Source organism: Mycobacterium bulgaricum (assembly GCF_041287165.2).
In the GTDB taxonomy this organism is placed as follows: domain Bacteria; phylum Actinomycetota; class Actinomycetes; order Mycobacteriales; family Mycobacteriaceae; genus Mycobacterium; species Mycobacterium bulgaricum.
In genome coordinates, this window is record NZ_JBGGKV020000012.1 from 1 (window position 1) to 14,948 (window position 14,948).

13 protein-coding genes are annotated in these 14,948 nt (G+C 67.0%); 7 read left to right on the forward strand and 6 right to left on the reverse strand.

The genetic code is table 11. The features are described from left to right. Positions 1-54: 54 nt before the first annotated feature. Positions 55-1,395, reverse strand: a complete 1,341-nt coding sequence (locus tag ACAG24_RS24330) for a cryptochrome/photolyase family protein (protein ID WP_370475685.1) — start codon at positions 1,393-1,395, stop codon at positions 55-57. Positions 1,396-1,466: 71 nt separating this feature from the next. Here ACAG24_RS24330 and ACAG24_RS24335 point away from each other — a divergent pair, with 71 nt between their 5' ends. Then, complete coding sequence (locus ACAG24_RS24335) at positions 1,467-2,342, forward strand: TIGR03619 family F420-dependent LLM class oxidoreductase (protein WP_370475742.1); 876 nt, start codon at positions 1,467-1,469, stop codon at positions 2,340-2,342. Positions 2,343-2,358: 16 nt separating this feature from the next. Further along, positions 2,359-3,084, forward strand: a complete 726-nt coding sequence (locus ACAG24_RS24340) for a hypothetical protein (RefSeq protein WP_370475686.1) — start codon at positions 2,359-2,361, stop codon at positions 3,082-3,084. Positions 3,085-3,098: 14 nt separating this feature from the next. Here ACAG24_RS24340 and ACAG24_RS24345 read toward each other — a convergent pair whose 3' ends face one another. The 5 genes from ACAG24_RS24345 to ACAG24_RS24365 form a co-directional block, all read right to left on the reverse strand. After that, positions 3,099-4,727, reverse strand: a complete 1,629-nt coding sequence (locus ACAG24_RS24345) for a polysaccharide deacetylase family protein (protein ID WP_370475687.1) — start codon at positions 4,725-4,727, stop codon at positions 3,099-3,101. Between the two features lie 100 nt (positions 4,728-4,827). Next, complete coding sequence (locus ACAG24_RS24350; protein ID WP_370475688.1) at positions 4,828-6,381, reverse strand: glycosyltransferase family 2 protein; 1,554 nt, start codon at positions 6,379-6,381, stop codon at positions 4,828-4,830. A 10-nt stretch (positions 6,382-6,391) separates the two neighbouring features. After that, positions 6,392-7,672 carry a nucleotide sugar dehydrogenase gene (locus ACAG24_RS24355; RefSeq protein WP_370475689.1) on the reverse strand — a complete coding sequence of 427 codons (1,281 nt, stop codon included), beginning with the start codon at positions 7,670-7,672 and terminating at the stop codon, positions 6,392-6,394. A gap of 424 nt (positions 7,673-8,096) precedes the next feature. Then, positions 8,097-8,678: a fasciclin domain-containing protein gene (locus ACAG24_RS24360; protein ID WP_370475690.1), complete on the reverse strand. Its 582-nt coding sequence runs from the start codon at positions 8,676-8,678 to the stop codon at positions 8,097-8,099. 40 nt (positions 8,679-8,718) lie between these two features. Further along, positions 8,719-9,405 (reverse strand): fasciclin domain-containing protein, encoded by a 687-nt coding sequence (locus ACAG24_RS24365; RefSeq protein ID WP_370475691.1) that lies wholly within the window; start codon positions 9,403-9,405, stop codon positions 8,719-8,721. 140 nt (positions 9,406-9,545) lie between these two features. Here ACAG24_RS24365 and dxr point away from each other — a divergent pair, with 140 nt between their 5' ends. Genes dxr through ACAG24_RS24390 form a run of 5 tightly spaced genes read left to right on the forward strand, consistent with a single transcriptional unit; the run spans position 9,546 to position 14,766 of the window. Further along, positions 9,546-10,721, forward strand: coding sequence for a 1-deoxy-D-xylulose-5-phosphate reductoisomerase (gene dxr / locus ACAG24_RS24370; RefSeq protein ID WP_445206226.1), 1,176 nt, complete (start codon positions 9,546-9,548; stop codon positions 10,719-10,721). A 14-nt stretch (positions 10,722-10,735) separates the two neighbouring features. Next, the gene (locus ACAG24_RS24375) at positions 10,736-11,974 is read left to right on the forward strand and encodes a M50 family metallopeptidase (protein WP_370475692.1); all 1,239 of its coding nucleotides are present in this window, start codon (positions 10,736-10,738) and stop codon (positions 11,972-11,974) included. Between the two features lie 32 nt (positions 11,975-12,006). Continuing rightward, entirely contained in the window at positions 12,007-13,152 is a 1,146-nt protein-coding gene (gene ispG / locus ACAG24_RS24380) for a flavodoxin-dependent (E)-4-hydroxy-3-methylbut-2-enyl-diphosphate synthase (protein WP_370475693.1), read from the forward strand. Between the two features lie 58 nt (positions 13,153-13,210). Further along, positions 13,211-14,065 (forward strand): GNAT family N-acetyltransferase, encoded by an 855-nt coding sequence (locus tag ACAG24_RS24385; protein ID WP_370475694.1) that lies wholly within the window; start codon positions 13,211-13,213, stop codon positions 14,063-14,065. 26 nt (positions 14,066-14,091) lie between these two features. Then, on the forward strand, positions 14,092-14,766 hold the full coding sequence (locus ACAG24_RS24390) for a GNAT family N-acetyltransferase (protein ID WP_370475695.1): 675 nt from the start codon (positions 14,092-14,094) through the stop codon (positions 14,764-14,766). Positions 14,767-14,948 lie beyond the last annotated feature (182 nt).

Below are 14,948 nucleotides of genomic sequence, written 5' to 3' on the forward strand. Positions count from 1 at the left end.
CCGGCGCTAGCCGATGGCGCCGTACCGGCGCTAGCCGATGGCGCCGTACCGGCGCTAGCCGATGGCGCCGTACCGGCGCAGCGCCTCGGCGCGTTCCTGTTTGTGGTCCACGATCGCCTCGGGATAGTCATGGGGTCTGTCGTCGTCGCCCAAGTTGTGCACGTCGTCGACGTCGCGCAACTCCGGCACCCAGCGCTTCACGTAGGCGCCTGACGGGTCGAACTTCTTGCCCTGGGTGGTCGGATTGAAGACCCGGAAGTACGGCGCCGCATCGGTGCCACACCCCGCCGCCCACTGCCAGCCGTGCTGGTTGTTGGCCATGTCGCCGTCGACGAGCTGATCGAGGAACCAGCGGGCTCCCCACTGCCACGGCAGGTGCAGATCCTTGACCAGAAACGACGCCACGATCATCCGCACCCGGTTGTGCATGAAGCCGGTCTCGGCCAGCTGGCGCATCCCCGCGTCGACGATCGGGAAGCCCGTCTTGCCCGCCTTCCAGACCTCGAACGCCTTCTCGGCCTCACGCCCGTCGTCTACCTCGATGGCGTCGAAAGCGGTGTTCCAGTTCCACCACGTGCTCCGCGGCCACTCATGGACCACCGAGGCGTAGAAGTCCCGGAACGCCAACTCGCGCAGATATGTCTGAGCGCCCTTGCCGCGGCCGAGGTCCGCCGCCACCGTGCGCGGATGGATGGTGCCGAACTTCAGGTGCGCCGACATCCGGCTGGTTCCATCGAGGTCGGGGCGGTTGCGGTCGTCGCCGTAGCCGGCCAACCCGTCCTCCACGAACTCCATCCACTGCTTGCGTGCGCCGGTCTCGCCCGCCGGGCGGTCGAGTTCGACCCCGAGGTCGGGAATCTCGACAGCCCTCACACCCTTCACCTGGCCCGGTTCGATCCAGCGGGCCGACGTCTTGCTCGACTCCGCGGGCTTGCGCCAGCCGTGCTTGCGCCACGCGTCGTAGAACGGGGTGAACACCTTGTACGGGCTGCCGTCGCCTTTCGTGACACGGCCGGGTGACACCAGATAGGGAGACCCCGTCGCCACCAGTTCGACATCGCCCCCCAGGGCCTCGCGCACCGCGTCGTCGCGGCGGCGACCGTAGGGCAGGTGCTCCTCGGAAATGTGAACCGCCGTGGCCTCAACAGCTTTCGCGATCTTCGGGATCACGGACTTCGCGTCACCGCGGGTGACGAGCAGCCGCCCGTCGAGGTTGTCCCGCAGGTCGCGCAGTGCGTCGTAGAGGTACTGCAGCCGCCGCTCACCCGCCGAAGACTTCAGCGTCGGGTCGAGCACGTAACAAGCGAGAACCTCACCGTCACCCTCGGCGGCGGCGAGCAGCGCCGGCAGATCGGCGAGCCGTAGATCGCGGCGAAACCACAACACGGCGGCCATGGCATTGATGCTGCCCGCAATCTCGGATAGAGAAACAGGGGCGCGGAAATTCTGACGAAAGGGTCATGCCTGTGCAGTTCTGGTCGGGCGCGACATTCCTGGACACCACGGACGTACTGCCGCTGGCGCAGATGCTCGACGAGGCCGGCTTCGACGGCATGGTCACGTCCGACCACATGATCTATCCGCGGCAGCTGCAGTCCACCTATCCCGACTCCGGCAGCGGCACCCCACCCTGGGCGCCGGAGACGGCGTGGCCCGACGCATGGGTGCTCACCGGAGCGATGGCCGCCGTCACCACGCGGCTGCGGTTCTCCAACGCCGTCTACATCGCCCCGGCCCGTCCGCTTCTGGAGGTCGCCAAGCAGGTGGCGACCGCCGCGGTGCTGTCGGGCGGCCGCGTCACGCTCGCGGCGGGCGTCGGCTGGATGCGCGAGGAGTACGCGCTGATGGGCCAGGACTTCAGCACCAGAGGCAAACGACTCGACGAGATGATCCCGGCGCTGCGCGCGTTGTGGCGTGGTGGCTGGGTGTCCTGGCATGGCGAGCACTACCAGGTGCCCGAGATGATGATCGAACCCCACCCGCCCGGCCCCGTGCCGATCTTCTGCGGCGGCGAGTCCGAGGCCGCGCTGCGTCGCGCGGCGCGGCTGTGCGACGGCTGGGTCGGCTACGCCTATCGCTGGGACGACGCCGTCGGCTACGCGCACAGGCTCACCGAACTGCGACGCGAGTACGGACGCCTCGACGAACCCTTCGACATCCTGCTGGCCCTCATGGAGCCACCGTCTGTCGACCTCTACCGGCGGGCGCAGGACGCGGGGATCACCTCGGTGATGGTGGCCCCCTGGATGGGTGCCCAGCACGGCGATTCGCCTGGTGTCGAACGGTTCCGCAAACCGGTCGAGCTGTTCGCCCAGAACATCATCGCCAAGCTCGGGTGCTGAAGGGATCGGCCCAGCTGTGTTCAAGAGCATCGCGATCTGCGCCGTGGCGGCCAGTCTGGCCGGGTGCGCGGGTGCAGTCGTCGAGCCGACCGGTCTCGACGACTTCTCCGGTCCCGACGGCCTGATCGCCTCGGAACACGAGTCCGCCGAGGAGGATTCGCCGTGGACGGTCACCAGCGGATCGCTGTTCCGGGCGCAGGGCGCCGGATGGACAGGTGTTCCCGATGAGGGGGGCCGACCCGGAATGACAGGCTCGGCGGTGTTCCGGATGGTGTCCTCGGACAAGACATTCGGGGACGTCGATGTGACTCTGAGCCTCGATGTCGTGGAACTGGTCACGACGCAACGCACTCCGCCCCGCGATTACGACGGGGCGCACGTCTGGGTGCGGTACCGCTCACCCGAGGAGCTGTACGCGGTCAGCGTGGATCGCCGTGACGGCAAGATGGTCATCAAGAAGAAGTGCCCCGGCGGCGACGTGAACGGCGGCACCTATCACGACCTTTCGCCCGTCGTCGGCGGCGCGCCCATTCCGTTCGGGCGCCGGCAGCATGTTTTGGTGTCGGTGAGGGACCTACCCGGCGGCGCGGTCGCGATCAACGCGACCCGCGACGGGACCGCGGTGTCGGGGATCGACACCGGCATCGGCTGCGCGCCGCTGACCGGTGCCGGAGGAGTGGGACTACGGGGCGACAACGCCGAGTTGCGGTTCGCCGATTTCGTCGTCGAGCCGATCGGATAGCGTCCCGACCGCACTCAGCCGGCAGGCACCCCCACGCCCGCTCGGACGCCGGGGAAGTCCGCGCCCTCGGCGACCCGCAGATCGGTGAACGACGGCCACGGGACCGACACGATCTCCCGCCTGCCGATCAATCCGAATCCGCCGCTGCTGCGGGGGCCCCCCTCAGCGGAGACCCACAGCTTCACCGAGCCGTCGATGACGAACTCGGTACCCGCCGGGGACACCGTGAACTCCACGGCGTGACGATCAGACGGAGAGACCTCGCGCCTGTCGATCACGGCTTCCGCCGAGCGCCTTCCAACCGAGAGCCGCACGTCAGATGCGGAGACGCGCAGGGTGACCTCGTTCTGAGATGCGACTCTGGTGACCAGCGAGGCGACCGGGGTGCCGACGTTCATCAATCCGCCGATCGTCACCGACCCCTGATAGGACGCCCAGTCGGCGGTGGCATCGAGACCGTAGGCCATCTCCTGGTAGAGACCCGGGCCGGACAGCGACAGCCTGCCGCCGTCGGAAAGCGCTACCACCGGCGCGTCGGTCCGCGGGATCCACAGATCCGGCCGCTGTGAAGGCGGCGCCTGCGCCGGGTTCACGGCGGTGCGGGCGCGCACGTCGTCGAGCAGATCCTCGACGGTGGTGTCCACCGTGATCTCGATGCGGCCGGTCATCCCCGCCTCGGCAGCCCTCGCGCCGGGCGGCAGCGGTTGCGGCGGAGCGTTGTTGAACGAGCCGGCAAACAACTCGTCGATCACCGCTTCGGCCACGGCCGCCGCCTCGGGGTCACCGCCTTCGAGAAGTCGGTAGCCCTGCGAGAACGGAAAGGCGAAGGTTCGCGGACGGGGCAGACCGTGGCCGGTGATGTCGTCGATCGAACCCTGCAGGTCGGTGCGGATCTTGTCCTCGAACTCTGCGAGGGTTTCCCGACGGCCCTCCTCGAAAAGCCAGCGCCGGTTGACCATTTCGGATGCGACCGTGCCCTCGGCGTCGATCGGCAGCTTGGCATGCATCTTCCGGGTGTGCGATTGGAAATCCCAGCGGCCGGAGGCGGCCATTCTTGAGATCTCCTGCCACGACAGGTAATACGGACGCTTCTCACCGACGTTGGCAGTGATGATGAACGACACACCGTGCATGCCCAGACGTTCGAGAATCTTGTCGGCGTAGGTCCACAGCCCGTGAGTGCCGTCGTCGAAGGTGATCATCACGGCGCGTTCGGGGATCTCGCCGCCGTTGAGGTAGTCGACGTATTGATCGGTCGTGATGGAGGTGTAGCCGGCGGCTTTGAGCGCAGTCAGCTGAGCGTCGAAATCCTCCGGTGTGACTACGTAGTGGTATTGCGGATTCTCGGCCGGGTCGGGGTGGTCCTCCGTCGGATTGATCGGGCGGATGTCGTGGTAGGCCAGGATCACCGGAGGCGTGCGCTTCGGCAAGCGTGCGTCGACGTCAGCTGCCTGTGCCTGTTGCTCTGGCGTCAGAGAGGTCGGGGTGGTCGAGAATTGCTCGGTGACTTGCATTCTGGTGATGTGGCGGTGTGTCGCGTAGGCAAAGGGCGCCGAAACCAGGCCCAACGCGAGCAGCGACAACAATGCGCGGATGGCGCCATGCGCGAGGCGCGCGGGCCAGCGGGTATCGGGATCGGACACGCGAGTCAGCCGAACCTTCCGTCTGTCAACACCGTCAGATACAGCAGCGCGCCTGCAAGCGCGAAAAGCATTGTGAACAGCGCACTCACGATGGGTGATCTCATCGGGCGCCCCGGGCCCAGGTGTTCTTGCGAATGGTGAGCAGCGAATACGGCAGCAACCAGGACAGCACCACCGAACTCACCAGGCTCATGACCGGGCGATACCGCCAGCGTGAGTTTCCGGGATTGGTCAGCTTGAAGACGACAGCCCATGCGAACCCCTTGGTGAGTACGCCGCACAGGTAGAGGGCGGTGAGGAAGTACAGCCCGTGCGCCGGCGCCCACACCAGGTGACGGATCGCCATCAAAGGGGCCACCGCCACGAAGAGCACATGGCCGTAGAACAGCGCTGCGGGCCCGGGGCCGCGTCGCCACATGAACGAGCCTGTGAAGCACAGGTTGCGGATGAAGCTCTTCTTCCAGCGCACCTGCTGTTTCATGAACGGGCGAACGCGGGCCGGAACGGTGGTCCACACCAGTGCCGAGCGGACATAGCCGACTCGCCAGTGCCGCTCCGGGTGGTCCTGCTCGAACACCAGAGGAGAATCGGCATAGCGCCGCTTCAGCTCTTTGCCCTTCCAGACCTGGCCCAGCACGTAGCCGGTCAGTTGGCGATCGGTGGCGAAGCGGAACTCCCGGCCGAGGAAGCTGTCATTGGCCCACGCCGGAAAGTAATTGAGTACCGCGTCGCGTCGGAAGACCGCCAAGGGTCCGGACACGCACGTGACGCTGCCGAACGTCGCCTCGGCGGCCTTCGCGACCCGGAATTGGCCGTCATACCAGGCATCCTGCGCGCGGGTGAGCACGGTGTCGTCTGCATTCAAGGCGCGGGCGTGTCCACTGACCGCGCCGAGGTCAGGGTTGGTGACCAACGCGCGAATGCAGCGCGACAGGGCCTCAGGCGCCAGCACGCAGTCTGAGTCGGTGAACGCCAACACATCTCCGGTGGAGACCATGACCCCGTCGGTCAGGGCATGCTTCTTGCCGCGGTTGACGTCGTTGTAGAGGACGGTGATGTCGAGTTCGCCGGCCAGGCGCCGCAGGATGTCCGGCGTGCCGTCGGTGGAGGCGTCATCGATGACGATGACCTCAAGGTTCGGGTAGTCCGAACCAACCATGGTGCGGACGCAGTCCTCTATACCGTCGGCCTCGTCACGCACCGCCACAAGCAGGCTGACCTTCGGTGAGGCGGGCAGTGGCGGGAAATCCCACGCCTGCGATGGTGCCCTGCGTGCCAGCGGATTCCGTGGAAGCCGCGGTTTCCTGGCATGGACGCTGGGATCTTCGTAGCGGGCGAAGCCCAGATACATCATCGAGATGGTGGCGGTGAGCACGAGAAGTCCGTAGCCGACCAGCAGCGGCGCATTCGGTACCAGGGGCGCCTGCACCGCGAGGAGCAGGATCAGCGGCAACAGGGCGGTGATGACCGCCAGGCGACGGATCCCGATCCGTACGTAGCCGGGCAGCGAGTCGAGCCATCGGGCGATGCGGATCCGTCGCGCGGCGATGAATCGGTGGTGCTTGCCTTCGCGCCTCAGGCCGTTGACCGAGTCGTCGCGTCGGGTGATGCGCGGAATTGCCGGCACCGCCGTCAGCGGTGCGTAGTCAACCATGACGGCGCCCCTACAGCGTGACGTGTTCGGCGAGGGCGCCGACTCGGTAGGTGGTGTCGAGCACGGTGGGCTGATTTGCCAGCCAGGAGTTGTCCTCACCCGGGTGGATCGTGTGCACGACAACGAGATCCCACTGTTGCTCCGCGATATTCGACTGGTGGAACAGAGTGCCCGTCGACGGGGTCTGCAGGGTTTCGACATACGGGTCGGCGAAGGCCACGTCTGCTCCTTCGGCGGCGAGCATGTCGATGATCGCCAGCGCGGGGGACTCGCGGACATCGGCGACGCCCGGCTTGTAAGCCACCCCGAGGACCAGCACCCTGGCGCCTCGCAGTCGGTGTCCGGCGTCGGCGAGGACATCCCGTGCTCTGCCGACGACATCGCGGGGGCGTTCGGCGATGGCGGCCATCGCGGTCTCCACAACGGGTGAGCTGGTCCGCCGGGAACGCAACTGCCACAACAGATAATGCGGATCGCACGGGATGCAGTGTCCGCCGACGCCGGCACCGGGATAGAACGGCATGAAGCCATACGGTTTGGTCGCCGCCGCCGAGATCACCTCCATGACGTCGATCTCGACTTCGCGAGCGGCATCGGCGAACTCGTTCGCCAGGGCGATGTTGACCGCGCGGAACGTGTTCTCGACGAGCTTGGTCATCTCGGCGGCTTCGGGCGACGACACCATGTGTAACGACCCCGCGGTGGGTTCCAGGAATCGTGCCGCGCGACGCGCGCATTCGGCGGTCACGCCGCCCACCACGCGTGGCGTGCGGTCGGGAGCGTGGTCGTCGACGCCCGGGTCGATCCGCTCGGGGCTGAACGCCACGAAGATGTCGTGCCCGACCTGCAGTCCGCGTGCCTGAAGTGGGCGGACCAACAGATCGGCCGTGCAGCCCGGGTATGTGGTCGAGGTGAGCACGACGGTCTGCCCCCGTTGGGCGTGCTCGACCACCGCCGCGCACGCAGAGGACAGGGCGGCCAGATCCGGCGTCAAGTGGGCATCCACGGGGGTCGGTACACAGATCAGCACCGTCTCCGCGTGAGCCAGCGTCGACGGCTCGGTGGTCAGGTTGAGTCGATGGCTGTCGAGCGCGGCCGCCAGCCTGGTCTGGTCGCGGGCCAGCAGGTCGACTCGCTTCGCCTTGATCGCGGTCAGCCGCGACTCGCTGACGTCGAAGCCGATGACTTCGGCGCCGATGTCGGTGAAGGACAGGGCGGTGGGCAGCCCGACGTAGCCGAGTCCGACCACGGCGACTCGTGGATGGGCGAGGCGGGTTACTGGTGTGGACACAATGCCCTCCCGGAGGGTCCTTGGTGCAGCTAGATACTTTGCTAGAAATGCCTTGCTGTGCACAGAGTAATTGACAAGCACGACAATGTGCAACAGCGAGTTACTGAGGGCATCGATTCATTTACGACTATGAACTCTGATTTCTCAGCAGAGAGCGACGTGCAGCGCACTTGCTTACCATCGGCCTGGCTCGATGAGCGAGAATCGTTGTGTCAGGCGTTGTAGTTGCTTGAATTGCACCAGAGCGCGCGTGCCGGGGCTGCGAGGCCGGCCGGGGGCGTGGGAACGGCCCGCCGAGCCGCGTGCCGGTCGGACGGTAGCGAACGCGGTAGAGGCGAGCGGTAGAGACGAGGGTAGAGACGAGGAATCCCCCGCACAGCCGGGGGAAGTGTGCGGGGGACCCTCTGTTTGTGGAGCCGCGCTGTTACGCGGGCGGCATCAGCACGGTGTCGATGAGGTAGACCGTCGCGTTCGCGGTCTGAACCCCACCGCACACCACCGATGCGTTGTTGACCATGAGATGGTCCGGCGTGCCGGTGACATTCACCGTCGCGCCCTGTACCGTCGCGTGCTCGCCCACGACGGCCTCGGGTGCCGCCTGACCCGGAACCACGTGGTAGGTCAGGATGTTCGTCAGCAGATCCGAATCCGTCTTGAGCGTCTCCAGGGTGGCCGGGTCGATCTTCGCGAACGCCTCATCTGTCGGGGCGAACACCGTGAACTCGGCGCCGTTGAGCGTGTCGACAAGGTTGACGTTCGGATTTAATTGGCCCGAAACGGCTTTCGTGAGCGTTGTCAGCATCGGGTTGTTGGACGCGGCCGTTGCCACCGGATCCATCGCCATGCCCTGCACCGATCCCGGGCCCTCCGGAACTTGTTGTGCGTAGGCTGCGCAGCCGGGGCCGACGGGCGCGGCCGTCGCGGTACCGGCCACGCCAAGGGACAGGCCCACTGCAGCCGCAGCGGCGAATCCTGCTCCGAGACAACGTTTTGCGATGACGGTCATGATATCTGTCCTTTCGTGTCGGTGTTGTAGCGGCGCAGGATCACGCGGCCGGCGGCATCAGCACGGTGTCGATCATGTAGACGGTCGCGTTGGCGGTCTTGACGCCGCCGCACACCAGTCCGGCGTCGTTGACCTTCAGGTCGTTACCGGCCCCCGTCACCGTCACCGGAGCACCTTGGACGGTGGTGTGTTCGCCGGCCACTGCGTCCGGAGCTGCCTGACCCGGAACCACGTGGTAGGTAAGGATATTCGTCAACAGCTCGGAATCGGTCTTGAGCGTCTCCAGCGTCGCGGCGTCGATCTTGGCGAAGGCGTCGTTGGTCGGTGCGAACACGGTGAACTCGGCACCGTTGAGGGTGTCGACGAGGTTGACGTTCGGGTTCAGCTGGCCCGAGAGCGCCTGAGTCAGCGTGGTCAGCATGGGGTTGTTCGACGCTGCCACCGTCACCGGGTCGGCTGCCATTCCCGCCACGGAGCCAGGACCTTCGGGCACCTGTTCGGCGTACGCCGCGCAACCGCTGCCGATCAGATTGGCCGCAGGGTCGGCGGCGGGAGCCGACGACGGCGTCGTCTCCTCGCTGGTCGCGGACTCGACGGCCGACTCTGCCGCACTCGTCGCCGACGAGGCGTTGCTCGAAGCTTCTTCGCTCGAACAGGCCGCCGCGCCGAAGATGGCGAGAGCAGCGAGTCCGGCAACAGCCGTCGTCTTCCGGTGGTTCGTCATCATTTTCACCATTCCCTTCGCATACGGACACCGTTGCCCGCACTCAGTTGGCACACGGGTGATTCCCAGCCGGGACCCGTTTGGATGGGTCCAAAGCGTTGGCGTCACACACACGTCACATCCGGGGACGGCACAATGAACGCGTGACGGACAGGTTGCGCGTACTGATCCTGGGTAGCACCGGCTCGATCGGCACCCAGGCCCTCGAGGTCATTGCGGCCAATCCGGACCGTTTCGAGGTGGTCGGTCTCGGCGCCGGCGGCGGCAATCGCGATCTACTGGCGCGCCAGCGCGCCGAGACCGGTGTGACGAATGTCGGCGTCGCCGACGAAGCTGCGGCGACAGCGATCGGGGACGTGCCGTTCTCCGGACCGGACGCGATGACCCGCCTGATCGAGAGCGCCGCCGAAACAACGGGAGTCGACGTCGTGCTGAACGCACTCGTCGGGGCGCTCGGTCTCCAACCCACGCTGGCCGCGCTGGCCACCGGTGCACGGCTCGCGCTGGCCAACAAGGAGTCGTTGGTTGCCGGCGGGCCTCTGGTGCAGAAGGCGGCGGCGCCCGGCCAGATCGTGCCCGTGGACTCGGAGCACTCCGCCCTTGCCCAGTGCCTGCGCGGCGGCAGCGCCGACGAGGTCGCCAAACTCGTCCTCACCGCGTCGGGCGGTCCCTTCCGCGGTTGGACCGCTGAGCGACTCGAGGGTGTCACTCCCGAGCAGGCTGGAACGCATCCCACCTGGTCGATGGGTCCGATGAACACGCTGAACTCGGCATCTCTGGTCAACAAGGGGCTGGAGTTGATCGAGACGCATCTGCTGTTCGGCGTCGCCTACGACCGCATCGAGGTCGTCGTCCACCCGCAGTCGGTCGTGCACTCCATGGTCACGTTCACAGACGGATCCACGCTCGCCCAGGCCAGCCCGCCCGACATGAAACTTCCGATCGCGCTGGCCCTTGGTTGGCCGTCCCGCGTCGCAGGGGCGGCGTCGGCGTGCGACTTCACCACCGCGTCACGCTGGGATTTTGAGCCGCTGGACGATGAGGTGTTCCCGGCTGTGACGCTGGCCAGGGAGGCGGGCCGGGCCGGCGGTTGCCTGACCGCCATCTACAACGCGGCGAACGAGGAGGCCGCCGAGGCCTTCCTCGCAGGCCGCATCCGCTTCCCCGCGATCGTGCGCACGGTCGCACACGTGCTGCGCGCTGCCGACCAGTGGGCCGCCGAACCAGCTACCGTGGAAGACGTACTCGACGCACAAGACTGGGCCCGTGACCGGGCCCGGAGCGCGGTCGAGCGGGAACCCGCAGGTAGTAGAAGTTAGGACTGGCCGCCACGATGATGTACGTGCTTGGCGTGACGCTGTTCGCGCTCGCCATTCTGGTCTCCGTGGCGCTGCACGAATGCGGCCATATGTGGGTGGCCCGCGCCACTGGGATGAAGGTGCGCCGCTACTTCGTCGGCTTCGGCCCCACGCTGTGGTCCACGTGGCGCCCCAACAGGCTCGGCCAGACCGAGTACGGCATCAAGGCGATTCCGCTCGGCGGCTTCTGCGACATCGCGGGTATGACCGCGGTCGAGGAACTCGATCCGCAGGACCGTCAGTACGCGATGTACAAGCAGAAGACGTGGAAGCGCGTCGCGGTGCTGTTCGCCGGACCCGCGATGAACTTCGTCATCGGCCTGATCCTGGTCTATGCGATCGCGATCATCTGGGGACTGCCCAACATCAAGGCGCCGACCACCGCGGTGGTGGGGGAGACGTCCTGCATCAAGTCCGAGGTCACCGAAGGGCAATTGGGTGACTGCATCGCCAACAGCCCCGCGGCGGCCGCCGGAATCCAGGCCAACGACGTCATCACCAAGGTCGGTGACACCGAGGTGCCGACGTTCGACGCGCTCGTCGAGGCCGTGCGCGCGCAGAACGGGCCGACGACACTGACCGTGCAGCGCGACGAGAACGGCCAGGTACGCGAGTTCACCACGACCGTCGTCGTGACCCCGAGCCAGCGCTTCGTGGCGGGCGAGGACGGCGCAGCCGCCGCTCCCGTCGATGTCGGCAGCATCGGCGTCACCGCCGCGACGTTCGGTCCCACCCAGTACAACCCGCTGACCGCGGTGCCGGGGACCTTTGTCTTCACCGGCGACCTGGCCGTGGAACTCGGCAAGGCCATCGCCAAGATCCCGACCAAGATCGGGGCCCTGGTGCACTCCATCACCGGCGGCGAGCGCGATCCCGAGACACCGATCAGCGTCGTCGGGGCATCGCGGATCGGCGGCGAGACCGTCGAGCACGGCATCTGGGTCGCGTTCTGGTTCTTCCTTGCCCAGCTGAACTTCGTGCTGGGGGCGGTCAACCTGATCCCGCTGCTCCCGCTCGACGGCGGCCACATCGCGATCGCGTTGTACGAGAAGGTTCGCAATAAGATCCGTGAGGCGCGCGGCAGAGTGGCCGGCGCCCCCGTCAACTACCTCAAGCTGATGCCCCTCACGTATGTCGTGATCATCGTGATGGTGGGCTTCACGCTGCTCACCGTGACAGCAGACGTGATCAATCCGATCACGTTGTTCCAGTAGGAGACTCCGAAGTGACCTCTATCGGTCTTGGAATGCCTGCGCCTCCCGCGCCAGTCCTCGCTCCGCGCCGCAAAACCCGTCAGCTCATGGTGGGCGATGTCGGTGTCGGCAGCGACCACCCCATCGCGGTGCAGTCGATGTGCACCACGAAGACCCATGACATCAACGCGACGCTGCAGCAGATCGCCGAGCTCACCGCGTCCGGTTGCGACATCGTGCGCGTGGCCTGCCCCCGCCAGGAGGATGCCGACGCGTTACCGGCGATCGCCAAGAAGGCGAACATCCCGGTGATCGCCGACATCCACTTCCAGCCCAAGTACATCTTCGCCGCCATCGACGCCGGCTGCGCCGCCGTGCGCGTCAACCCCGGCAACATCAAGGAGTTCGACGGCCGGGTCAAGGAGGTTGCGAAAGCGGCGGGTGACGCGGGCATCCCGATCCGCATCGGCGTCAACGCCGGCTCGCTCGACCCCCGCATCCTCAAGAAGTACGGCAAGGCCACCCCGGAGGCGCTCGTCGAGTCAGCGCTGTGGGAGGCGTCGCTGTTCGAGGAGCACGGCTTCGGCGACATCAAGATCAGCGTCAAGCACAACGACCCGGTCATCATGGTGTCGGCCTACGAGCAGCTGGCCGCCCAGTGCGACTACCCGCTGCATCTCGGCGTCACCGAGGCGGGCCCGGCGTTCCAGGGCACCATCAAGTCCGCGGTGGCCTTCGGCGCGCTGCTGTCCAAAGGCATCGGCGATACGATCCGGGTGTCTCTGTCGGCGCCGCCGGCCGAAGAGATCAAGGTCGGCAACCAGATCCTGGAGTCGCTGAACCTGCGGCCTCGCGGCCTGGAGATCGTGTCGTGCCCGTCGTGCGGGCGGGCCCAGGTCGACGTGTACACGTTGGCCAACGAGGTCACCGCCGGCCTGGAGGGCATGGAAGTGCCGCTGCGGGTCGCGGTGATGGGCTGCGTCGTCAACGGACCCGGTGAGGCGCGCGAAGCCGACCTCGGGGTGGCCTCGGGCAACGGGAAGGGCCAGATCTTCGTCAAGGGTGAGGTGATCAAGACCGTGCCCGAAGCACTCATCGTCGAGACCCTCATCGAAGAGGCGCTGAGGCTTGCCGAAGAAATTGGGGCGGGACCCGGAACCGATGATGTCACCGGTTCGCCCGTTGTGACCGTAAGCTGATATCCGGCCCCAGGGGGTGGGGCCATCCGCCTACGGGTCAGTCGCAGAAAGAGTCCAGATGTCGGCTCCTCCGCTTTTTCGTCTCGTCGACGAACGCAGAGTGTCGGTGGTGCGCGACATCGGCGCGGTGCGTCAGGTCCTCGACGAGGATCCGGTGGCGGGCTGCATGGTCGCCTCCCGCGTCGCCGAGCACGGCATCGAGCCGTCCGCCATCGGCGGGGAACTGTGGACCCGCAGGCGCGCAACGGAATCTCTGTGCTTCGCCGGCGCCAACCTCATCCCTCTGCGCGGCGGGCTCGGAGACCTGAATGCGTTCGCCGACAAGGCGATGAGCTCCGCGCGCCGCTGCTCGTCGCTGGTCGGGCGCTCCGAGTTGGTCCTCCCGATGTGGCAGCGGCTCGAGCCGGTCTGGGGTCCTGCGCGCGACGTACGCGCGCACCAACCGCTGATGGCGCTGAGTTCGGCTCCGGCGTGCGCCGCCGATCCGGCTGTGCGGCAGGTGCGTATCGAGGAGCTCGACGCGTATCTGGTGGCTGCCATCGACATGTTCATCGGCGAGGTCGGCATCGACCCCCGCATCGGCGACGGGGGGCGGGGTTACCGCCGCCGGGTCGCCGGGCTGATCGCGGCAGGACGCGCGTGGGCGAGGTTCGATCGCGGCGAGGTCGTCTTTAAGGCCGAGGTCGGCTCGCAGTCGCCGGCCGTCGGTCAGATCCAGGGCGTGTGGGTGCATCCGGACCAGCGGGGCCGGGGCGTCGGTACCGCCGGAACCGCAACCGTCGCGGCGGCGATCGTCGGCGGCGGACGCATCGCGAGCCTGTACGTCAACAGCTTCAACACCGTCGCCAGGGCAACCTACGCGCGTATCGGTTTCACCGAGATCGCGTCATTTGCGACGGTCCTGCTCGACTGAACGGGCATGCCGCCTACTCTTCCGATATGACCGAGCAGGATGTGACGGCGGTGCGCAGGGCTATTGCCGACGCGCTCGTCCACGCCATGGAGCGCCGCCACGAGGTGCTCGACGCGGTCGTCGCGTCCGACGATTACGACGCCGCCATCGAGTCGATCGCCGCACTGCTCGACACGTCCGAAGAGGCCGCCGAGGCCGTCCTGCGGTTGTCTTTCGACCGGCTCACCAGGGTGTCGCGGCGGCGCATCGCCAACGAGCTCCAGAACCTGAACAGCCAGGCGTCGACCTTCACCCCACCCGAACAGACACCGGGGTCGGCGCGCCGGCTGATGCTGCGGCCTTTCTCCGCTGAGGCGGACCGTGACGTCTTTGCCGCGCGCACCGCCGACATGCGTTCCGCGGGTGACGGAACCGCGGCGCCCGCAGGTGATCTCGCCGACGAGATCCGAGATGCCGTGGCACGCGTCGCCGCCGAGGAGGCGGCGTGGCTGGTGGCCGAGGTCGGGACGACGAAGGTCGGCATGGTGTTCGGCGAGCTCGCCGACGGCGAGGTCGGGGTGCGCATATGGATTCACCCGGACCATCGCAAACAGGGCTACGGCACCGCGGCGCTGCGCGCGTCGCGCTCGGAGATGGCGGCCTACTTCCCGGCGGTGCCTCTGGTTGTGCGCGCGCCGGCGGCGGGCGCGTTCGGATCCTGACGGGGCGTCACAGGAATCTCACGTCCCCACGTTTCGCAGGTGGCTGACCAGAGCGGGTGATCGCGCCGCGTCGAAATCCACTTTTTGCCACACGCCACTTGCACTTTGTCTGCAAAAAGTGGATTTCGGCGGATGGAGCGCCGGTGCGCCTCCGCGGGCTTGAGGTCTCGGCTTCGTAACAT

Bases quoted from the DNA above. Each gene is read 5' to 3' on its own strand.
- ACAG24_RS24330 (WP_370475685.1), bottom strand. From the start codon at position 1,395: ATGGCCGCCGTGTTGTGGTTTCGCCGCGATCTACGGCTCGCCGATCTG.
- ACAG24_RS24350 (WP_370475688.1), bottom strand. From the start codon at position 6,381: ATGGTTGACTACGCACCGCTGACGGCGGTGCCGGCAATTCCGCGCATC.
- ACAG24_RS24360 (WP_370475690.1), bottom strand. From the start codon at position 8,678: ATGACCGTCATCGCAAAACGTTGTCTCGGAGCAGGATTCGCCGCTGCG.
- ACAG24_RS24365 (WP_370475691.1), bottom strand. From the start codon at position 9,405: ATGATGACGAACCACCGGAAGACGACGGCTGTTGCCGGACTCGCTGCT.
- ACAG24_RS24375 (WP_370475692.1), top strand. From the start codon at position 10,736: ATGATGTACGTGCTTGGCGTGACGCTGTTCGCGCTCGCCATTCTGGTC.
- ispG (WP_370475693.1), top strand. From the start codon at position 12,007: ATGCCTGCGCCTCCCGCGCCAGTCCTCGCTCCGCGCCGCAAAACCCGT.
- ACAG24_RS24385 (WP_370475694.1), top strand. From the start codon at position 13,211: ATGTCGGCTCCTCCGCTTTTTCGTCTCGTCGACGAACGCAGAGTGTCG.
- ACAG24_RS24390 (WP_370475695.1), top strand. From the start codon at position 14,092: ATGACCGAGCAGGATGTGACGGCGGTGCGCAGGGCTATTGCCGACGCG.